This is a genomic window from Rothia sp. P100 (genome assembly GCF_023712425.1).
Taxonomy (GTDB): domain Bacteria; phylum Actinomycetota; class Actinomycetes; order Actinomycetales; family Micrococcaceae; genus Rothia; species Rothia endophytica.
This window is the reverse complement of the sequence record NZ_JAMAYG010000001.1, coordinates 788826-809831: the sequence shown is the minus strand read 5'-3', so window position 1 is coordinate 809831 and position 21006 is coordinate 788826. Positions and strand designations below refer to the sequence as shown.

Below are 21006 nucleotides of genomic sequence, written 5' to 3'. Positions count from 1 at the left end.
TATGGAGAAAAATGTGAGACAGGTCTAATGTGTGAGTACGCACATCATTCTCGGTTACACACCGGGCACACAGTATGGAGATTTTTGTGGAAGTCCACTCCCCATCGACTATTGATAACGAGCGGCCGGCGGCCTACGTCGATCCCGAAAAACTAGAAACAGATCACGTTACGTGGACGCCCAAGAAAATAGCCATTTGGTCAGTTATCGCTATTATTGGTGCGGTCAGCTGGTCCATGATCGCTATCTTCCGCGGCGAAACTGTGAACGCCATTTGGTTTGTTTTCGCAGCGGTCTGTAGCTACCTGATAGGTTACCGTTTTTACGCCCGCTTCATTGAAGCCAAACTGGCCCAGCCCGACGACCGCCGCGCAACCCCAGCGGAGTACGACGCGGACGGTAAGGACTACGCGGCCACTGACCGCCGGGTGCTCTACGGTCACCACTTCGCAGCTATCGCGGGCGCTGGCCCCCTGGTTGGCCCCGTGCTGGCAGCGCAGATGGGCTTCTTGCCGGGCACTATCTGGATTATTGTGGGCGTTATTTTCGCCGGTGCTGTTCAGGACTACCTAGTTCTCTTCTTCTCCATGCGCCGCGGCGGGCGTTCCCTGGGCCAGATGGCTAAGGAAGAACTAGGAACCGTTGGTGGTTACGCCGCGATTCTGGCAACCCTCGCCATCATGATCATCATTACCGCCATCCTAGCCTTGGTCGTGGTGAACGCACTGGGCGAATCGCCCTGGGGTGTTTTCTCCGTGGGTATGACCATCCCCATCGCGCTTTTCATGGGTGTTTACCTGCGCTACATCCGCCCCGGTAAAGTCGGCGAAATCTCTATTGTTGGCTTTATTTTGCTCATGGCAGCCATCATCGGTGGTGGCATGGTGAGCAACACCGAATGGGGCGTGCAGTATCTCACGCTGGACCGCGTCACCCTGGCCTGGGCTGTTATCATCTACGGTTTTATTGCCGCCGTTCTGCCGGTCTGGTTGCTGCTAGCACCCCGTGACTACCTTTCTACCTTCATGAAGGTGGGCACCATCATCCTGTTAGCAGTCGGCATCATCGTGGTCCGCCCCGAGATCACCGTTCCTGCGGTCAGCGAATTTGCCTCCCGCGCGGACGGTCCGGTGTGGTCAGGCTCCCTCTTCCCCTTCCTCTTCGTCACTATCGCCTGTGGCGCCCTATCAGGCTTCCACGCTCTCATCGCATCGGGCACTACCCCCAAGATGGTTGAAAAAGAACGCCAGACCCGTTTCATCGGTTACGGTGGCATGCTCATGGAGTCCTTCGTGGCCATCATGGCGCTGGTTGCAGCCGTTACCATCGACCGCGGTATCTACTTCGCCATGAACTCGGCAGCCGGCGTTACCGGCGGTACCGTTGAATCGGCTGCGCTCTTCGTCAACTCACTGGGGCTGACCGGGGTGCACATCACCCCCGAAATCCTGCAGTCCACTGCAGATGCCGTGGGTGAGCAGTCCATTGTTTCGCGTACCGGTGGTGCCCCCACCTTGGCGGTGGGCATGGCGCTGATCCTGAACAAGATGATTCCCTGGTTCGAACTCACCAGCTTCTGGTATCACTTCGCCATTATGTTTGAAGCTCTCTTCATCCTGACCGCTGTGGACGCCGGCACCCGCGTGGCTCGCTTCATGCTCTCAGATACCCTGGGCAACTTCTTCCCTAAGTTTAAGGATCACAATTGGCGTGCCGGTGCCTGGATTACCACCGCTGTGATGGTTGCTGGCTGGGGTAGCATCCTGATTCTTGGTGTTACCGACCCTCTAGGTGGTATCAACACCTTCTATCCGCTCTTCGGTATCGCTAACCAGCTACTAGCTGCGGTCGCTCTGGCGGTCTGCCTGGCTATCGCCGCTAATAAGGGTAAGTTCAAGTACCTCTGGATTATCGCCGTGCCGCTGGTCTTTGACCTGGTCGTCACCGTGGTTGGCTCCTACCAGAAAATCTTCTCATCTAACCCAGCCGTGGGCTACTGGGCTAACCACTTCCGCTACAAGGATGCGATTGCCGCAGGCGAGAGTTCACTGGGTGCCGCTGCAACCCCCGAAGCCATGGACGCAGTTGTTCGCAACACCTTCGTGCAGGGCTCCCTCTCCATCCTCTTCGTTGTGCTGACCCTGACCGTGGTGGCTACCGCTGTGATTGAGGTATTCAAGGCGAAGAATGGGCATGCCCAGGAGAGCAGGGAGAACCCCTATATTGAATCCAAGATCTACGCACCGGCCGGCATGCTGGCTACAGCTCCCGAGAGGCAACTTGAGCAGGAATGGAAGAAATTCTACGCCAAGTACCCCGATCAAGTCTCGGGCTCAGCCGGGCACAGTGGGCACTAGCGAAGCAGGTGAATATGTCACTGCGTGATTTCTTCTCCCGAGCGCGCTGGCTGGCTAACGGTGTGCTGGGTGCTGACAAGTACCAAAAGTATCTGGCTCACCACCGTGCCACCGGCTGTGAGCACCCGCCCATGACCGAACGCGAGTTCTGGCGTGATCACACCGACCGCATGGAAAAGAACCCGGGTACCCGCTGTTGCTAGAGTGCACAAAGAAGTCTGCCGGAGTTGCCTAAAGGGCAGCTCCGGCAGTTTTCTTAGGGTAACCTAAGAAGACACCTGTTGAGGGACGACGAGAGGAGCTGTGCCTTGGGAATCAAAGATTTTCTGCAGTCACGCCGCGATGACGCCGAGCTCGGCACCGGCCTCTGGCGCAGAGCCCATGACCGCTTTGTGCGCGGGCTAGACCGTTTTCACCAAATCCTTGAGCGCATGCCCGCTACCGATACCCTCGAACACCTCATCCCGGTTGCTAACGACCTGGCAGACCTATTGCCCCGGGTGCGATTTGTTGCGGCACAAGCTCAGAACATCGCACCCAGTAACGGTACCGATGTACCGGCGTCCCCTACCGGGGTTTATTCAGACCTGCACCGCTCTCTTTCTAAGGCGGGTAACTCCCTGGCGCTCTGCGCTGAAGCTCTAGCCATGACACGGTGCGCGGGCACCTGCGAGCAAAGCTGTGACCGTGAAACCGTGGTCTCCCGCAGGGTGCAGACCGTAGTTCAGCATATTGAAACAGCAGAAGAATTACTGGGCCGGGCACTAGCTGAAAAGGCAGAGCTGGCCTCTGCCTAACCCAATTACTGCTGGAGCTCCGGGAAAGGGGCCCGGCCTAGAGCAGGTTCTCAGCGCGGGCAGTAGCCACAGCGGCCGTGCGGTTATCGACGCCCAGCTTGGAGTAAATATGCACCAGGTGGGTTTTAACCGTTGATTCAGAGATAAAAAGCCGTTGCGCCATCTCACGATTGGTTGCCCCCGTTGCCAGCAGCGTAAGGATCTCGGTTTCCCTCTGGGAAAGGGTAATCACCGGCCGGTGCATACGGTCCATGAGAGTAGCTGCGATATCGGGGGAGAGGGTGCGACGGCCTTCTGCTGTTGCCACTACTGCAGCCTGCACTTGCTCGGGCGGGGCGTCCTTCAGCAGGTAGCCCAGCGCCCCCGCCTCAACAGCTGCCACAATATTGGTCTGGGTATCAAAGGTGGTGAGAACCAGCACCGGGGTGCGGAACTGCTCGGTGATAGAACGGGTAGCGATGATGCCGTCCACCGGCTTCATCTGTAGGTCCATGACTACGGCATCCAACGGGTGCCCCTGCTCTGCAAAACGGGCTACTTCAGACAGCGCTGCACCGCCGTCTGCTGCCTCAGCGACCACCGTGATGTTCTCAAATTCCTCAAACATGGCTCGCAGTCCTGCCCGTACTACGGGATGGTCATCAACCAATAAAACACGTATGGTCATGCTTTCTCCTGAAGGTGTAAAGGAAAGGAGACGGTTAGTGCAGTGCCTCCGGTGCCGCTTTCGAGTTCAAGGGAGCCACCTAGTGCCTGCACCCGGTTGTGCATGGCGGTTAAGCCGAAGCCGGTATGGCCTTCTGTTGATGGGGTGCGGCTCTCAGCAGCTCCGGGGTCAAAGCCCCGCCCATTATCCAGTACATCTAGAATAACTTTCTCAGGCCACAGCGTCAGCGTCAGCGCGCTTCGGGTGGCCTGCGAATGCGCGACCACGTTAGCCAAAGCACCCTGAGCACACCGCATCACCGCAGCCGCCACCTGCGAAGGGAGCTGCCGGGCGGCGTCCTCGTTACCCTCAAAGGTGAAGGTGCAGACAAAGTGCTCAGCGCCCGGCTGGCTCTTGCCCAGCGCGCGCCGGGACTCGGCTGTGGTGGTAGCTAGCCGTTGCAGAGCAGAGACGAGGGAATCGTCCAGGGCGGGGGAGGACAAATCTTTGATGAAACGGCGTGCCTCCGCTAGGTTCTCTGACGCGCTGGCGCTAATGATGCTCAGCTGCTCGGAGGCCCGCGCCCGGTCTCCCTCCTGCAGGGAGCGCTCTGCCGCCCGTGATACCAGCACGATGGAAGACAGCCCCTGGGCTAGGGTGTCATGAATTTCTCGTGCCAGACGCTCACGCTCTTCTACCTTGCCAGCACTGTACTGTTGCTGCACCAGCTGCGCCTGAACCGCCCGTAGCCGCTCTGCTAGTCGGTACTGGTGGGCGGCGTCCTCCCGCAGAGCGCGGTAGGTAAAAGAAATGACGATAGCAAGCAGAGCGCCCAAGGTGGGTCCGATTAGGTAGCCCGGGGCAACACCATCATGAAGCACCGCGCTCAGCCCAAAACCGGCAGGGCCCACCAAAGGCAGAGCCACCGCTAGGCAACAGAGCAGAAGCGTGGCCAATACACTTCTGACCGGGCGCAAGAGGTGCAAATAAAGAAACATGATGGGGAAAACAACCCAGGTGAAAGAACTGCTCAGCAGCATTAATACCAGCCAGAGCAGGGTGATGCAGCCCAGCCAGAGAGCCACCGGCAGGGGCGTACCGGTCTGTTCAGGCCGGTAGGGGGCGGACGCCTTGGCGCGGCTAAAGACCTGATGCAGGTTAGAGGGCAGACCCAGGCGATTCTCAAAGATGGTGCCCCACAGGTAGATCCCGCCCAGAGCTAGGGAAAGCACCGCTACCGCGGTGTGCTTGGCCGCTGGGGCTTCAGATAACAGGGTAGCTACTGTGCCAAAAAGTACCAGGAAGGCAAACATTACGTGCAGGCTGATACGTAGCACCATCAGCACCGTCACCGTCTGCACACTCTGGCCGGTGGGCAGAGTCTTAGGCTCCCGCTTACTGCGCATTTATCTCCCCAAGGTAATAGTCAGCACCAGTCTACTCAGGGGGGCAAGCTACTTCCCGGCCGCGCACATCGTCCAAACGGTTGATAAAAAGCTCAACCCTTACCCCGATGTGCAACCTACCCCCTGCCCGGTTGAATGGTAATAGATTAGAAAACCGTGACGCGAAAGGCGGAACAATGTTCGTAGGCTGGCGAGACATCCTCTTTGCTAAAGGCAGGTTCACCCTCATCGGGGCTACCGTAGCCCTCATCACCCTGCTGCTGGTCATGCTGACCGGGCTGACCGGCGGGCTAGGTAACCAGAACACCGACGCTCTTGAAAAACTCCCTGCTGACACCCTGGTTTTTGCGCCCTCCAACGAGGGTGGCGACGCGTCCTTCACCGACTCACAAATCACCGCCGGGTTGCTGAATCAGTGGCAGAGCGCAGAGGGCATGACCTCTGCTGAGCCCTTGGGCGTGAGCATCGGCAGGCTTGAAGCCGGTTCAGCGGTGTCCATGACCCTTTTCTCGCTACCAGAAGGTTCACCAACCGTGGGCGAGGTTTCGCCCCTGCGCGAAGGCTCCCTGCCTGCTGACGGCGAAATCTTGCTCCCCGCCACCACCGCCCAGGACGCCGGGGCACAGGTGGGCGATACTGTCACTTTCAGCGGCACCGACCTGGTGGTCTCCGGTATCGCTGAAGACACCTTCTACTCCCACACCCTGACCGGCTGGGCAACCACCGCCACCTGGCAGAACCTCACCCACCAGCGCACCCTAGAGGGCGATGAAGCAGTTGTGGGCACCGTGATGCTGGCAGAAGGCAACGCCGACGTTGAAGCACTTGCCTCAGAAACCGGAACTCAGGCGATCACACCCCGCGAATCCTTTAACGCTCTGCCCGCTTACACCTCAGAACGAGGCTCCCTGGTCACCATGCAGGGCTTCCTCTATGGCATCTCAGCTCTGGTGATTATCTCCTTCCTGACCGTCTGGACGATCCAGCGCACCCGTGACATCGCCGTTATGCGCGCCCTCGGCGCTTCTCAAGGCTTCCTCACCAAAGACGCTTTGGCGCAGACCGCCGTCATCCTAGCAGTGGGTGTGGCTTTCGGCGCTCTCACCGGCTTCGGGCTAGGTGCCTTGGCAGCGAACGCCGTGCCCTTCCAGCTCACCGCCCTAACTGTCCTGGCACCCGCAGCAGGTATCTGGGCACTAGGCATGGCAGGCTCCCTCTTCGCCCTGCGAAAGGTAGCCAAGGTAGACCCCATGATCGCCCTGGGCGGCAACTAACCCCGCGCTCTGACCCGATGACCCCGCTTCACGAAAGGCCAACCACCATGACTGCGACCCTTATCGCTCCCACCCAGACTGTTACTCCCACCGACAGCGTGCTAGAACTGCGCGACATCGTCCTGGAATACCCAGACGGAGTGGACGCTGACGGCAACCCCACCGTCATGCGTGCTCTAGACAGAGTAAGCCTGACCGCCCACCGCGGCACGCTGACTGCCGTGACCGGAGCCTCCGGCTCCGGTAAATCCTCCCTGCTCTCGGTAGCAGCCGGGCTGATTACCCCCACCAGCGGCGCTCGCATTATTCAGGGCAACCGCACCGAAAATTACAGTGACCGCCAACTTGCCGAGCTTCGCCGCACCACCGTCGGCTTCATCTTCCAGCAACCCAATCTACTGGCCTCCCTCACCGCCGCTGAACAGCTCGAGCTGGTGGCGCGCATTAGCGGCGCTCGCGGTGCTGACCTCAAAGTAGCCCGCCAGCGAGCAACCGAGCTTCTTGACCTGGTGGGGCTCGGTGCTGAGAAGGGCCGTAAGATGCATCAGCTCTCAGGCGGTCAGCGTCAGCGCGTCAATATTGCCCGCGCCCTCATGAATACCCCCGCCCTGCTCCTTGCCGATGAACCCACCAGCGCCCTGGACGCCGAGCGCTCCGCATCTATCGTGGAACTGCTGGCACAGATCACCCGCGAATTCAACACCGCCACCCTGCTTATTACCCACGACGGGGACCAGTTGGCTCACGCTGACCGAACGGTATACATGACCGATGGGTGCCTCACAGACGCCTAGAGATAGCTCACGTGTCAGCCTCCCGATAGGGTGAGCAAGGTAGAATGAGTTGCAGTCAAAGAAACCATAACAAGGACTTTTTTGTGATTAACTTTCACCGCAACGAACGTGCCGCCTCCCTGCCCGCCCGCCTCTCTCGCTCTTGGCTTTTGGTCAGCGCAGCAGCAACCGAAGAGGTGATTGCTCAAGCCCTTGAATCTGAGGCTGACTCAGTGCTTATCGACCTCGAAGATGGCTGCCCTGAAGATCAAAAGGACGCGGCTCGCGAGCGCGTAGTCGCCGTGCTCAATGGGGGAGCTGCTAGCGCTTGGGTTCGTATTAACGGTATTGAGAGTGATCACTGGGCTAAGGACCTTGAAGCCTTGAACAATGCCGCCGGCCTCAAAGGTGTCATGCTGGCTATGACAGAGCACCCCGACCACGTGACACGCACTGCCATGATGCTACCTGCCGGTACCCCCGTTATTGCTCTCATTGAAACCGCCCTGGGTATGGTGAACGTCGTGCGCATCGCCAAGGCACCGGGCACCTTCCGCCTGGCTTTCGGTCAGGGTGACTACCGCCGTGATACCGGTGTTTCAGATGACCCCATCGCTCTGGCTTTTGCCCGCTCCCAGATGGTACTGGCATCCCGCGTGGGTGGCCTCGCTGGCCCCATTGATGGCCCTTCGGTCGGTAAGTACGGGTCAGCCCTCATCAAGGATTGTGCGGTAACCACCAGCCACGGCATGACCGGTAAGCTGACCCTTGACCCGGCCCAGACCGAAACCATCAACCTGGGCCTAGCACCCAGCGCCGATGAAATCGCTTGGGCACGGGAACTGCTGCAAAAGAGCGAGGGGGACTCCGTGCCTAAGGACGGCTCCTACCTGCCCCGCCTGGCACGTGCCCGCAAGGTATCCTCCCTGGCCAAGACCTACGGCCTGTGGCGTAGCTAAATTGTTGGTTAGACACTGAAAGGGGCATGGGTGAAAGATTATTTTCGATTCGAGAGCAGGAGGACACCTTCGGGTGGCTTTTCCCGCGGTTTTATAGCCCTCTTTGCTTTCCTGCTGATTCCCTCACTGGCCCTGTGGTTCTTCTACCGCTGGCTCTTTGCCTCAGACACTATGTTCCTGGTGCCCATTTTTCTAGCGGTGATGACCGCCTGGATCTGGGCCTACCTCATTGGCTACGGCTCCGAGGTTCACCTAGACGAGGACTAAGTGGGTTAAAGATAAGACCCGTTCCGCAGTAGCGGAACGGGTCTTATGTTCTGGAGCCCCCAGTCGGATTTGAACCGACGACCTTTTCTTTACGAGGGAAATGCTCTACCCCTGAGCTATGGAGGCCTGTTGGTGCTGAACGTCAGCGCGAACGAAAGAAAACTTTACCAGAGCCCACGCGGGTTCACCACCTGCTGACCCTGCACTGGTTACCAAGCTAACGGCGTCCACCACCTAGAGGGAAAAGTGAGGGGCACTACAATGGTGGGTATGACTACTTCACAGCGTTCCGGGCTTAACCCTCGCCCGGTCTTCTCTCAACTTCCCCAGTACGCAGCGGGTAAACCCCCGGTACCGGTGGAAGGGCTAACCCAGTTTAAGCTTTCGTCTAACGAGAACCCTTTTGGGCCGGTGGAGCCGGTGGCCCGGGTGCTCGCTGAATTTAACACCGTGCACCGCTACCCCGACCCGCTCTCTACTGCCCTGCGCACCCGCTTGGGCGAGCACCTGGGGGTGAACGCTGATGACATCGTAACCGGTGCCGGCAGCCTGGGTGCCCTGAACCAGATCCTGGCAACATTCGCCGGGAGCCACGAGGACGGCGTTCAGGACGAGGTCATCTACGCCTGGCGTTCCTTCGAGGCATACCCCATCTGTGTGGGTTTAGCAGGTGCCAAGAGCGTGCAGGTGCCTAATCTGCCCAACGGTGCCCACGACCTGGACGCCATGGCGGCGGCGGTTACCCATCAGACCCGCGTCATCCTGGTCTGCACCCCCAACAACCCTACGGGCCCGGCAGTGACTGAGAATCAAGTCCGGGATTTCCTGGCCAAAGTGCCCAGCGACGTGTTGGTCGTTATTGATGAGGCCTACTTTGAGTTCTGCGCAGCCAGCGAAATTCCCGAGGGGCAGGAGCCCCCGGTCAATGGCCTGGACGTTCTCCCTGACTATGAAAACGTCATTATTTTGCGCACCTTCTCTAAGGCGCAGGGACTCGCAGGGCTGCGGGTTGGCTACTCCATCTCTCACCCCGCTATCACCCAGTACCTGCGTGTGGGTGCCACTCCTTTTGCGGTGACCTCTATTGCTGAGCAGGCTGCCGTTGCTTCCATCAATCACAACGACTCCGTCATGCAGCGGGTAGCCCACCTGGTGGAGCAACGTGAAAAGGTGGTTACCCAACTAACTAACCTGGGCTACTGGGTGCCCGAGACCCGCGCTAACTTCGTCTGGTTGCCTCTGGGTGAACACTCGGCTGCCTTTGCTGAGCTGGCTGAACGCAACGCCCTGTCGGTGCGCGCGTTTGCCGGTGAGGGTGTGCGTGTCTCTATTGGCGAAGATGAGGCCAATGACCGTTTTCTAGCGCTTGCGGAGCAGTTCGAACACCGCACCAGCGCACCCTAACCTCCTTTACTTCGGGCCCGCGCCAGCTGAGACTTTGCCCATTATTTGCATATTTTCACTAAAAATTGCAAAAACTGGGCAGAATGACGGTGGCGCGGGCGTAGTCTTAATAGGTACACCACCCCGGTTATCACGCGGAGATTCCATGCCACAAGCAAACACCCCTGCCACCCCCTGGGGTATACCTGACCTCGTACAACTCATGGATGAGACCGGCACCGTCAGAACCCACCCCACGTTCAGCCCCTATGCTGATGAACTGACTAACACCGACCTCAAAGAGATGTACCGGACCATGGCGCTCACCCGCCGGTTCGACGACGACATGACGGCCTTACAGCGCCAAGGTCAGCTGGCGCTCTGGGTGCCTTCCCGTGGGCAGGAAGCCGCTCAGGTGGCGTCCGCCCGGGCTTTAGCACCTAACGACCACATCTTCCCCTCCTACCGCGATCATGGCGCTCTGCTGGAACGCGGCATCGAACCCTCCGAAATTACTCCGCTCTTCCGCGGGAGCGCAACGCTGGGCTGGGACCCAAAAAAGCACAACGTGCACCCCTACACTCTGGTGCTGGCAGCTCAGGTGCTGCACGCGACCGGTTACGCCATGGGTCTGAACATGGACGCTCAGATTGAGGCGGAGACAGGCGAAAAGCAGACCGGTCAGGGCCAGGCGACAGACCCCAACCAGGACGCCGTGAAGCCGGCCGTGGCGGTCTACTTCGGTGACGGTTCATCCACCGAGGGCGATGTGCATGAGGCTATGGTCTTTGCCGCCAGCTATAACGCCCCGGTTCTATTCTTTGTGCAAAACAATGGCTGGGCTATCTCGGTTCCCTTTGAAACCCAGTCCCGAGTGCCTCTGGCTACCCGTGCAGCTGGCTACGGTTTTGAAGGTCTGCGCGTGGACGGCAACGACGTTCTCTCGGTCTACGCTGCTACTCGTTACGCCATGGATAAGCTACGTGCGGGGGAGGGCCCAGTTATGATCGAGGCTCAAACCTATCGCTTGGGTCCCCACACTACCGCCGATGACCCCACCAAGTACCGCCCGCAAGACCATGAGGCGACCTACACCCCCCTTGACCCTCTTCCCAGGTTAGAAGCCTACCTGCGGTCACGCGGGGTCGAAGAGAGCTTCTTTGAAGAGATCGAAACAGAGGCCAAACAGGGTGGGCAAACTGTGCGCGACTACGTGCTGAACAGCAAACCCGAAGACTTTGAGACCTACCTTGACCGGGTTTACGCTGAACCCCACCAGCAAGTAGAGGACGACCGCGCCTTCTACCGTGCCTACACTGCAGGCTTTGAAGAGGAATAAGACCGTGACTGAACAGACTCAAGAAACCCTTACCCTCGCCAAGTCCATTACCCGTGCTATGCACGATGAAATGACCACCAACCGCAAGGTGCTCATCCTGGGTGAAGACATCGGCAAGTTGGGCGGGGTCTACCGCGTCACCGAGGGGCTCCAGGCAACCTTTGGCGAGAACCGTGTGCTGGATACCCCCCTGGGCGAAGCAGGCATCATCGGTACCTCTATCGGTATGGCCCTGCGCGGCTACCGACCGGTGGCAGAAATCCAGTTTGACGGCTTTGTCTTCCCCGGCTTCAACCAGATCACCAGTCAGCTGGCCAAAATGCACGGTCGCACCCTGGGTCATTACACCGTCCCTGTCACCGTGCGCATTCCCTATGGGGGCATGATTGGCTCTATCGAGCACCACTCCGAGTCACCCGAAGCCCTCTTCACCCACACCCCGGGCCTACGCGTGGTGACCCCCTCTAACCCGCACGATGCTTATTGGATGCTACGCAAGTCCATTGCCCACCCAGACCCGGTAATCTACTTCGAACCTAAGCGCCGCTACTGGTCCAAGGGAGAAGTAGACTTCACCGACACCGGCTTTGACCCTTTCAAAGCCCAGGTGGTGCGCGAAGGCACTGACCTCACCCTGGTTGCCTATGGGCCCCTAGTTCCGGTTGCGCTAGCCGCAGCTAAGGCAGCAGAAGAGGACGGCCGCAGCATCGAGGTCATTGACCTGCGCTCCCTATCACCCCTGGACTTCCCCACCATCATTGCCTCGGTAGAGAAAACCGGGCGCCTGGTGGTAACCCACGAAGCTCCGGTCTTTGGTGGCATCGGCTCCGATATCGCATCGACCATTTCAGAGCGTTGCTTCTTCCACCTGGAAGCACCCGTGCTACGAGTGGGTGGTTTCCACATGCCCTACCCGGTCTCCCGAGTCGAAGAAGAATACGTGCCCGGCATTGACCGTATGCTCGATGCCGTTGACCGCTCCTTTGCCTACTAGAAACGAAAGGTTAAACCGTGTCCCAGATTTTTAACCTCCCCGATGTAGGCGAAGGCCTCACGGAAGCAGAAATCCTCAGCTGGAAGGTCGCAGTCGGCGATACAGTGGCGGTCAATGATGTCCTCGTTGAGATTGAGACCGCCAAATCAGTGGTTGAGCTGCCCTCACCCTATGCCGGTAGGGTAGAGAAACTCATGGCAGAAGAAGGGCAGACCGTAGAGGTAGAGAGCCCCATTATCGCTATCTCGGCGGGGGGCGCAGCCCCTGAGCAGAACGCTAGCCCGGCTACCACTGAACCTGCTTCTTGCGACGCTAAGGACGCTGGCGCACAGCAGGCGGCACTGGTGGGCTCTGGCCCCAAGGCTGACTCGGTTAAGCGTCGTGCTCGCAAGCGCCCTGAGCCCGTCTCTGCTGAGCCCGCGGCGTCCTTCCCGCTACCGTCTAAACATGTTGCTTCCCATGCCCTGGCTAAACCGCCGGTTCGTAAGGCGGCCCAAGACATGGGCATCAATTTGCACGATGTTCCACCCACCGGTGCGCAAGGACAGGTCACCAAGAAAGACCTTCTCAGCTACGCCGCACATATGGCTCTGCCGCAGGCCACTCAGCCCGGGGAAAGCCCCAGCAGTTTCTGGCAGGCAACAGAGATCAGCGATGATCGAATTGAGCGTATCCCCGTCAAGGGTGTGCGTAAGGCGACCGCTGCTGCCATGGTGAAGTCTTCCTTCAGTGCACCGCACGTTTCTATTTTCGTAGATGTGGACGCTTCACGCACCATGGAGTTCGTCAAGAGACTCAAGAAGTCACCCCAGTTTGAAGGCATCAGGGTAACTCCGCTGCTCATCTTGGCCAAAGCCGTCATCTGGGCTGCTGCCCGCAACCCCCAGGTCAACGCGACCTGGACGGACAGCGAAATTCAGATCAAGCACTTCATGAACCTGGGCATCGCTGCAGCTACCCCTCGCGGTCTGATGGTGCCCAACATCAAAAATGCCCACGAACTTAACCTGCGGGAGTTGGCTATAGCACTCAACGATCTCACCGCACGCGCCCGCGAGGGCAAAACTCAGCCGGCAGAGATGTCTAACGGCACCATGACCATCACCAATATTGGTTCCCTGGGCATTGATACCGGAACACCGATTATTAACCCGGGTGAAGCTGCCATTATTGCCTTCGGCACCATTAAAGAGAAGCCCTGGGTAGTGAGCGGAGAGGTCATCCCGCGTTGGGTTACCACTCTGGGGGGGTCCTTCGACCACCGTATTCTGGACGGAGATCTCTCTGCCCGGTTCCTGGCCGATGTTGCTTCTATTCTGGAAGAACCGGCCCTGCTCCTAGACATGTAGGGAATGAAGCCTGAGGTTCGGGGCAAATCGGCCCAAAAAAGACCCAGTTTGCGTAAAGCAGACTGGGTCTTTCGGTGCCACCTATGAGCTCAAGTAAGGCGTTACAGGAACAAGCCTGTAAAGCCTTGCTCAAGGGCAAGAGGCGGTACCATGCCAAGGTGTGAAGAGTGTTAAGAATCCCGCATCATCTCCCTAGAAATGCGGGACGTAGGATCAAACCTTTCATCAATCCTCACAAGATACCTGGTTGGGTTCTTGGGTGGGTAACGCTCCGGGTCAGTCCCCCAACGTCGCCGGTGCTTTGAGTCCCCCGACTCAATACCACCCATGAACCACTTTCATCATATCCCACTTATTGAATCTCTATTTGTCCTCATATGTGCTGACAAAAGTTTCCTTTACAAGTTTAGACGCCCCGAAAACCCGCGGAAAATCAAGGTTATAGGAAAAACAGGTGCGTTGCTTTTAAGAATTTTCTGAGGGGTAAAGTGATGAAATTTTATTTATGCGGAAACCAAAAAGGTGTGTCTAGAACCGTTCGATGTCACCTGTTTGGGAAATCTCGATTGCGCTTGGTTCATCGTCCTCAGAGTTACCATCGTGCACTAGCATGACGGCGCACGGGTCATCACTGGGGAAGGCCCGAATGGTAATGGTCCCGCTTGAAGCATTCTCAAACAGATCAACGGCGCAGTGGGTTAGGGCAGAGGCCACTCTGCCAGGAAGGCTGGAGCCTCGTTCGTCCAAGATATCGACTTTGACTCCGCGCTGGCGTGCAAGCCACGCTGTATCCAAAATCTGTCGATTAACGATATATCGCCCGCGAATCGTATCGCGCAGCTGAGCTTCAGCGAACCTAAAACTGTCCAACTCGTCCTGTGTTACCGGGCTTTGGTTATAGGCGATGCGGTAGAGCATGTCTTCGGTGAGTGCTCGAACCTCTTGAACGCGCTGGGACGACACCACTCCTATGCCGGTCTTTTCAGCACGGTCAGCATCAGCGATAATTCGCATACCGCGTGCCTGCTGGGTCTTAGAATTTGCCTGCTCAATTTGCCGAGGGACTATCATGGCGATGAGCATCAGCAAGACGGGAATAATAAACTCGGTAGCCAGCATGAGCCGGGAATCGAAGTAGCGGGTATGCTTGCTCAGAACCAGGATGCTGAAACCGATGAAGAAAAGCCACCCATAGAAACTGCGGCGCCGTAAAATGAGCCCCAAAGCTAGTGCCGTGTAGGCCATCAGCGGCCAAGAAAGATGCAAGAACGTCAGGCAGTGACTGATAGCGGTTAGGGTCATCTCCACACTGGAAAGCCCCAGGACCACGGTGAGTGGGGGGAGATACTCAGGAAGCTCTAGTCGGTGGGTGGGAAGAAAAATAGGGCAGATCGCCAGGACGTAGACCCCTAGGACAGCCCCCCAGTGCGGGGCTGTAATGACTGTGTAAAAGTTATACCAGATAGCGAAGGCAGTGAGTATGAGTAAGCTACCCGCAACAAAGACCTTCAACAGCACACTGGGTTGGTAATACTTAGCCAGCATTGGATTCCTCATTGGGCCACTGCACCACAACCGTGGTTCCCTTATTTGGCGCTGAATTGATAGTGACCTTACCGCCGGCTTCTTCCATGCTGCGTAGCATTGATACCCTCACACCCAAGCGGTGAAAATCTAGGTCACTCATCGAAAAACCTTGACCCTTATCTGCGATGGTGCAGAGAATATAGGGGCGCACTTCATCGGATCGGGTGGACCTAAAAGGGCGCCTCATTTCGGTTCGAATACTGATAAAGGTGGTGCGAGTCCCTGAATGGCGGGCTGAATTAGACACTGCCTCGGTCACTGCATAGGTGAAGGATCTGGCGGTAGCGTAGGGCATTGTTGAGTCAGAGGACGCTTGGGGGTGCTTCCCAAGGACATCCGGCACGAATCTTAAGCGCTGGTTCCACGGTTCCACTCCTTCTGCTATTTGCTCGGTGAGTTGCTGGAAGGTGATGGGCTGCTGAGGTGGGAGCTTAAGAGTTTCTTCTTCAAGCACAGCGATTGCGCGGCGGGCTAAAAGGCGGGTGCGTTGAGGTAGTTCACCTAAGTTCCGGCTGGCATCGAGCAGAGCGGCCATAACGTTATCGTGAACCAGTTTGTCAAAATCCTGTAGGGCCTTGGCGTAATCCCTCGACCGATTGAGCAGAAGCTGGGCTGAGAGAGTTTCGTAGTAGGTTTTGTCTGATTCCCTCACAGCGTTGAGAGCAAAGCGAGCAAACCCGGCGAGCAGGGCACAAAAGAACCCTAGAAAGGCTACGCGGCTGGCGAGGCCTGCGTAATCTAGGGGGGCGCCGGTGACCCAGTGGGCGGCGAAGGAACTGGCAATGAGGGACGAGGGAATGGCGAAGCTGTGAAGATAACTGCCTCGAGAGGTCTCTTCAAAGGCAGGAACAAGCATGGCGTAGGTCCCAAAAAGCCAGGACCAGGGGATAGCCGATAGTTGGGCTCCTTCGCTAAAGGGCCAGGTTATATAGGCGCTGTAGGCAATAATCAGCATAAAACTCACCGCTTTAGCGCTAATTTCTTTGCGCACTCCGTTGAAAATCAGGAGGGCACCATGAGCTAGGGTGACAGGGATGAGGAAGAGATACCAATGAGAGTCTCGCCCGTACGCCCCTGAGATATTCGCTAAGGATTGGAAGACAAGGGCGGTAGCGATCAGAGCATAGATGATTTCCAGGGAGCAGTAGAGCCCGAAAGAACTAGGCCCCATGAGACTTTTGTGGTCAGAGGTTAGTGACAGGGGCTTGAGAAAGAAGGAACGTATGCGCTCGACTCGGGATGGCTGAAGAGCACGGGTTAAATCCCGAGAAGCACCACCGGTAGAGGTAGACAGGGCGTTTCCTTGCTGTAGGGAGGGCGGAAGTGGGTGGTGCCTTAAAGGTACCGCTGGGCGCTCTGAGTATCTTCCATAGAATCAACCAAACCATCTTCGATAGCGCGGATGCGCAAATCAATCTTGGTGGGGGCGGGCCGGCCCACACGGGCGTACTTTTCGCGGATACGGTCAATGTTGGTTTTCACAGCAGACTGCTTAATGCCCATGCGGCGGGCTACCTGAACCTGGGCAAAACCGGAAGCGTAGAGACGCAAGGTTTCCTGCTCGCGGGGGGAGAGGCTGGCCCGGGAGAACTCTGGATCACCATCGATAGCTGCTGCTAGTTCTTTGGTTACCACGGCTCTACCGTCGGCAATATTTTTTGCTTCAGCCAGAGCGTGCTCTAACGGCTCGGACTTTCGAACCAGTCCTAAAGCACCTGCTTTCAGCGCTTCACGAATCAAGCCGGGGTTCTCACCAATACTAAAAATAAGAACCTTGATGCCAGCGCGCTGAAGGATGTCTACGTTCTCGCTGGGACGTGAACGATCCTGTAGAGAAAGGTCAAGAAGCACGACATCGCAGTCCCTTTTGAGTTTACCCAAATCAGCCGACGACGGGTCATGAAGGTTTCTGCCCAGAGCTACCAGAAGGTCAGCGGCGGTGGGAGCTGCAGCCACTAGTTCAATTTCGCTGGCTCCGGAGGCGACCGCTCGCATGCCCTCACGGACAACCTCGTGGTCATCTACAATTCCTACCCGTACTACGCTCATACTTACCTACTTCGTTTGTGATGTGTCTCTGACAGCCTCACCCCTAGCTCCGCCGTGTATTGGTGTCACTGGGGCCATCTTCTCTATTCTTTACTCTTGAAATATTTTACAGGCAAAAATAGCGGCGACCCATTTTGGGAACTATAGTGTGAAGGGCTGGTGTCCCCTAGGGCACCATTTATGATTTATTCGCTCCAGCTATTCTCTAATTTGCGGTGGTAGGACGGGCCCATCAAGGCCCCCATCAAGGCTGCGAAGAAAGCGATAGCTAGCACACTGAGTAGGGTAAGTAGCCCAGGTGCAAAGTCTTGCTCCATGAAAAGATGGCCGGCGAAAGACGGCTGCACATCTACGTTTGCTAGGGATGCTAGCCAAGCGATGGCTGAGCCCAGTAGTATGCCCAACAAGGTCATCATGAGGACCCCTAGAGCTTGTTTTGCCGGAGCTACCCCGCTCATACGTGCAGCTGTATAGCCTGCTGCAAGGAAAGCAAATACGTAGCAAATCCCAAGGAAGATGGCCCAGGGAAGGGCTGCCGCTCTAGCATCGGCGTTGAAAAGGTCGAGAGCTACAAGGGTTGGGGTGTCATAGCTTTTCAGCCCAGCAGCCACTAAAAGAGGGGCTGCCAACTGAAAGAGCAGGGTGAGCATGCCGTGAGCAACAAGAGCACCCAGGAAAGCTGGGATGAACTGAACTCTTCGGTAGGGGGTCAATTTGCCTTTGCGACGAGCTGGTGCCTCGACCGTGCTGTAGGCTGCCCTCTGAGCTGAGCCCGAACTCCGCACCTCGGTAGGGGCAGCAGGTGCAGAGTACTCCGCAGCAGAAGGGGCAAGTTCGGGTTGATAACGCACCGCTGAGACCGATGAATCGGCAGCTTGCGGGCTGCTTGCGTTAGCACCGTGCTCTGATGAGTAGGGTGGGAGCACTCGGGTGGGATCAGCGTCGTTGAATACTGCCTCCCAGTCGCTGGAACTGTTAGGAGAGGGACGGTTAGAATCTTGGGACATCCTCGAGACTCTTTCTGCTAGATAGGTTGAGGATACAGGAAGGACTAAGCGAGGCGCAGAGCCTGCGGGCTATATTGATGGTTGGGGTCGGTAGGGCGCTCATCCTCAGCCACATACCGCACCACCTTGGCGGGGTTGCCCACCGCTACGGCGTTGGCTGGGATATCTTTAGACACCACGGCTCCAGCGCCAATCACAGCGTTCTCACCGATTGTGACTCCCGGGAGGATAATCGCGCCTCCACCGATCCAGACGTTGCGGCCTACAGTGATGGGTAAACCACCCTCCCACAGTGCCGCACGATCTACCGGGTTAAGAGGGTGGGTGGGTGTCAGAAATTGAACATTAGGCCCAACGAGCACACCATCATTAAAAGTAATGGGGGCTACGTCCAAAAAGATACAACCAAAATTGAAGAAGCAACCAGCTCCAATGTGGGTATTGACGCCGTAATCGAAAGAGACAGCGGGGCGGATCATTGATCCCTCGCCCAGGGACCCCACCATCTCATTGAGTGTTTCAGTCATCATGGGATCTGAGGCGTAGTATTGCTGAGCGTAGACCTGAGTTAGCTGAGTTACTCTCCTGTGAAGGTCAATGCACTCATCATCGGGCCGGTAGGCATAACCTGCCGTCATCTGTTCAAAGACGCTTTTGCCTTCTCGTTTTTGTTGCCAATTAACCATTGGGACCTCCCCAGAGAGCAAGAGCGCCGATGATGAGTAGACCAGCCGTAATCACAATGAGGCCGGCAATAATCATGCGCTTGTTAATTTCACGCATCAGCTCCCTAAACTCCTCGGGGCTGATGTCTTCTTTTCGTCTACGAGCCATACCCCCAGTATGTCAGTAATAAAGGTGCTGTGGCACAATCGTGTGTATGCAAACAGTCGAAAATTCATACCAGAGCAACGATTTTCCGCTCGCCCACCGTCCCTGGCAAAAGAACTACAGCCCCGGCACCCCCGGCAATGTAGAACTACCAGAGACATCCCTCAGCCACCTGATGGCAGATGCAGTGCGTGAGCACCCCCAGAAGATTGCCCTAGAATTTTTCGGCGCCACCACCACCTACGGTGAACTGGGAGAGAAGGTTTTGCGGGTAGCTGAGGGCCTACGCAAAGCCGGTATCCAACACGGCGACCGGGTGGCCGTCGTCCTCCCTAACTGTCCGCAACATATGGTCGCTTTTTACGCCATCATGCGTCTGGGCGCTGTGGTGGTCGAGCATAATCCTCTCTACACCGCTGCTGAGCTGCGCCACATGTTCGAAGACCACGGCGCTAAGGCAGCTATTGTCTGGGACAAAATCGCAGATAACGTCACCTCTCTGCCCAGCGATATTCGGCCCAAGCACATCTTCGCGGTCAACATGATTGAAGAGATGCCTCGTCTGATGCGTACCGCCCTGAAATTGCCGGTAGGTAAGCTCAAAGCCTCCCGCGAGAAGCTGGAGGGCGTAGCTAAGGGTACAACTTCCTGGCGTCAGTTGCTCAAAAACGAGCCTATTGCCGCTGACCATCACCGCCCCACCGCCCACGACTTGGCCCTGCTGCAATACACCTCAGGTACCACGGGCTTGCCCAAGGGGGTTATGCTCACCCACCGCAATCTGGAATCCAACGGACGCATGGGCGAAGCCTACATTCAGCCCCAAGGCGGCGACGTTATCTATGCGGTACTCCCGCTCTTCCACGCCTACGGTATGACTTTGGGCCAGACGGTAGCCGCTGTCTGCCACGCCCGTGTGGTGCTCTTTCCCACCGTCGACATGGATCTCATTTTCAGGGCAATGAAGAAGACCCCGCCCACCGTCCTGCCCGCGGTGCCGCCGGTCTACCGCCGTATTCTAGATGAAGCCAAGAAACGCGGCGTCTCTCTGCGCGGCATCCGCACGTCGGTTTCAGGGGCCATGCACCTGCCCACCGATTTGGTTGCTGAATGGGAAGAAGCTACCGGCGGCATGCTGGTGGAAGGCTACGGTCTGACTGAATGCGCCCCCTTAGTTTCCTGCAACCCGCTCAACGACAGCCGCCGTGCCGGTTCCATCGGCATACCCTTCCCTTCCACTGACATCCGGGTGGTAGACCCCGACACTCTTGAGGGCGTCCCCCACGGAGACGAAGGCGAACTTTGGGTGCGCGGTCCGCAGGTCTTCAAGGGCTACTGGAAGCGCGCCGAAGATACTAGTAATACCCTGGTTGAAGGTGGCTGGCTTCGCACCGGGGATATCGTGAAACTCGATGAGGATTACTTCATCCAAATCGTTGACCGTATCAAAGAAGTCATTATTACTGGCGGCTTCAATGTTTCACCGACCGAGGTTGAAAATGTACTCAAACAGCATGACTCGGTGGCTGACTGCGCTGTGGTGGGCCTGCCCGATGCCTCTGGCGGAGAAACCGTAACCGCGGTCATTATTCCTGCTGAGGGCTACGCTATTGAACCCGAAGAACTCAAAGAGCACTGCCGTGCCCGCCTCACCCGTTACAAAGTGCCCCGTAATTACTACGAGGTCGAGGATCTACCTCGCTCAATGCTGGGGAAAACCCTGCGCCGCAAGGTGCGCGAAAACATCGAAGCAAGACTGGATGGAAAACACTAGATATGACTTCAGGGCTACCGCGGCCGCCCATCGTGCAAAACCACTAAATGTTACCTCGTGTTACTAGGTAACTTTATGTTGCGCACTAAGGCGTGAAATAGACCGCAAAAGTAGGTCAGATAGGGGTGCGGTAGCTCTCTAATGGTCTAATGGAAAAGACGCCGCAGCAGCGGCGGACATTAGGGACCACCTCCGCACCTTAAAGACATTAGAC

At 57.3% G+C, this 21006-nt stretch carries 20 protein-coding genes and 1 tRNA gene; 12 read left to right on the top strand and 9 right to left on the bottom strand.

The genetic code is table 11. The features are described 5' to 3' along the window. Positions 1-74: 74 nt before the first annotated feature. The 3 genes from M3668_RS03720 (at position 75) to M3668_RS03710 (ending at position 3154) form a co-directional block, all read left to right on the top strand. The gene (locus M3668_RS03720) at positions 75-2357 is read left to right on the top strand and encodes a carbon starvation CstA family protein (protein WP_502948950.1); all 2283 of its coding nucleotides are present in this window, start codon (positions 75-77) and stop codon (positions 2355-2357) included. Between the two features lie 14 nt (positions 2358-2371). Further along, positions 2372-2560, top strand: a complete 189-nt coding sequence (locus M3668_RS03715; protein ID WP_237202853.1) for a YbdD/YjiX family protein — start codon at positions 2372-2374, stop codon at positions 2558-2560. 105 nt (positions 2561-2665) lie between these two features. Beyond that, positions 2666-3154, top strand: a complete 489-nt coding sequence (locus M3668_RS03710) for a dehydrogenase (RefSeq protein WP_251379441.1) — start codon at positions 2666-2668, stop codon at positions 3152-3154. Between the two features lie 37 nt (positions 3155-3191). Here the strand turns inward: M3668_RS03710 and M3668_RS03705 are convergent, their stop codons facing one another. Beyond that, the gene (locus tag M3668_RS03705; protein WP_251379440.1) at positions 3192-3821 is read right to left on the bottom strand and encodes a response regulator; all 630 of its coding nucleotides are present in this window, start codon (positions 3819-3821) and stop codon (positions 3192-3194) included. After that, positions 3818-5206: a sensor histidine kinase gene (locus tag M3668_RS03700; RefSeq protein ID WP_251379439.1), complete on the bottom strand. Its 1389-nt coding sequence runs from the start codon at positions 5204-5206 to the stop codon at positions 3818-3820. The genes M3668_RS03705 and M3668_RS03700 overlap by 4 nt, the downstream gene beginning before the upstream one ends. A gap of 176 nt (positions 5207-5382) precedes the next feature. Between M3668_RS03700 and M3668_RS03695 the strand changes: the two genes are divergently transcribed. From M3668_RS03695 to M3668_RS03680, 4 genes are all read left to right on the top strand, one after another. Continuing rightward, positions 5383-6480 (top strand): ABC transporter permease, encoded by a 1098-nt coding sequence (locus M3668_RS03695; protein ID WP_251379438.1) that lies wholly within the window; start codon positions 5383-5385, stop codon positions 6478-6480. A 47-nt stretch (positions 6481-6527) separates the two neighbouring features. Beyond that, positions 6528-7274: an ABC transporter ATP-binding protein gene (locus M3668_RS03690; RefSeq protein ID WP_251379437.1), complete on the top strand. Its 747-nt coding sequence runs from the start codon at positions 6528-6530 to the stop codon at positions 7272-7274. 83 nt (positions 7275-7357) lie between these two features. Further along, the gene (locus M3668_RS03685; protein WP_251379436.1) at positions 7358-8212 is read left to right on the top strand and encodes an HpcH/HpaI aldolase/citrate lyase family protein; all 855 of its coding nucleotides are present in this window, start codon (positions 7358-7360) and stop codon (positions 8210-8212) included. A 30-nt stretch (positions 8213-8242) separates the two neighbouring features. Beyond that, a complete protein-coding gene (locus tag M3668_RS03680; RefSeq protein ID WP_251379435.1) occupies positions 8243-8479 on the top strand; it encodes a hypothetical protein in 237 nt (78 codons plus the stop codon). Between the two features lie 51 nt (positions 8480-8530). Here M3668_RS03680 and M3668_RS03675 read toward each other — a convergent pair. Continuing rightward, positions 8531-8605, bottom strand: a tRNA-Thr gene (locus M3668_RS03675). A gap of 144 nt (positions 8606-8749) precedes the next feature. Here M3668_RS03675 and M3668_RS03670 point away from each other — a divergent pair. The 4 genes from M3668_RS03670 to M3668_RS03655 all read left to right on the top strand — a co-directional run bounded on the left by M3668_RS03670 (position 8750) and on the right by M3668_RS03655 (position 13544). Continuing rightward, positions 8750-9883 carry a histidinol-phosphate transaminase gene (locus M3668_RS03670; RefSeq protein WP_251379434.1) on the top strand — a complete coding sequence of 378 codons (1134 nt, stop codon included), beginning with the start codon at positions 8750-8752 and terminating at the stop codon, positions 9881-9883. A gap of 145 nt (positions 9884-10028) precedes the next feature. Next, positions 10029-11201, top strand: coding sequence for a thiamine pyrophosphate-dependent enzyme (locus M3668_RS03665; RefSeq protein ID WP_251379433.1), 1173 nt, complete (start codon positions 10029-10031; stop codon positions 11199-11201). Positions 11202-11205: 4 nt separating this feature from the next. Then, positions 11206-12195 (top strand): alpha-ketoacid dehydrogenase subunit beta, encoded by a 990-nt coding sequence (locus M3668_RS03660; protein ID WP_345443752.1) that lies wholly within the window; start codon positions 11206-11208, stop codon positions 12193-12195. Positions 12196-12212: 17 nt separating this feature from the next. After that, positions 12213-13544: a dihydrolipoamide acetyltransferase family protein gene (locus tag M3668_RS03655; RefSeq protein ID WP_251379432.1), complete on the top strand. Its 1332-nt coding sequence runs from the start codon at positions 12213-12215 to the stop codon at positions 13542-13544. Between the two features lie 528 nt (positions 13545-14072). Here the strand turns inward: M3668_RS03655 and M3668_RS03650 are convergent. From M3668_RS03650 to M3668_RS03625, 6 genes are all read right to left on the bottom strand, one after another. Beyond that, positions 14073-15089 (bottom strand): hypothetical protein, encoded by a 1017-nt coding sequence (locus M3668_RS03650; RefSeq protein WP_251379431.1) that lies wholly within the window; start codon positions 15087-15089, stop codon positions 14073-14075. Then, positions 15079-16302 (bottom strand): ATP-binding protein, encoded by a 1224-nt coding sequence (locus tag M3668_RS03645; RefSeq protein ID WP_251379430.1) that lies wholly within the window; start codon positions 16300-16302, stop codon positions 15079-15081. Before M3668_RS03645 ends, M3668_RS03650 begins: the two co-directional genes overlap by 11 nt. A gap of 164 nt (positions 16303-16466) precedes the next feature. Continuing rightward, positions 16467-17180, bottom strand: a complete 714-nt coding sequence (locus tag M3668_RS03640) for a response regulator transcription factor (protein ID WP_251379429.1) — start codon at positions 17178-17180, stop codon at positions 16467-16469. A gap of 185 nt (positions 17181-17365) precedes the next feature. Next, positions 17366-18187 carry a hypothetical protein gene (locus M3668_RS03635; protein ID WP_251379428.1) on the bottom strand — a complete coding sequence of 274 codons (822 nt, stop codon included), beginning with the start codon at positions 18185-18187 and terminating at the stop codon, positions 17366-17368. A 44-nt stretch (positions 18188-18231) separates the two neighbouring features. Continuing rightward, positions 18232-18873: a sugar O-acetyltransferase gene (locus M3668_RS03630; RefSeq protein ID WP_251379427.1), complete on the bottom strand. Its 642-nt coding sequence runs from the start codon at positions 18871-18873 to the stop codon at positions 18232-18234. Next, complete coding sequence (locus M3668_RS03625; protein ID WP_251379426.1) at positions 18866-19021, bottom strand: hypothetical protein; 156 nt, start codon at positions 19019-19021, stop codon at positions 18866-18868. The genes M3668_RS03630 and M3668_RS03625 overlap by 8 nt, the downstream gene beginning before the upstream one ends. Before the next feature lie 46 nt (positions 19022-19067). Here M3668_RS03625 and M3668_RS03620 point away from each other — a divergent pair, with 46 nt between their 5' ends. After that, positions 19068-20792 carry a long-chain-fatty-acid--CoA ligase gene (locus M3668_RS03620; protein WP_251379425.1) on the top strand — a complete coding sequence of 575 codons (1725 nt, stop codon included), beginning with the start codon at positions 19068-19070 and terminating at the stop codon, positions 20790-20792. The last annotated feature ends 214 nt before the right edge of the window (positions 20793-21006 follow it).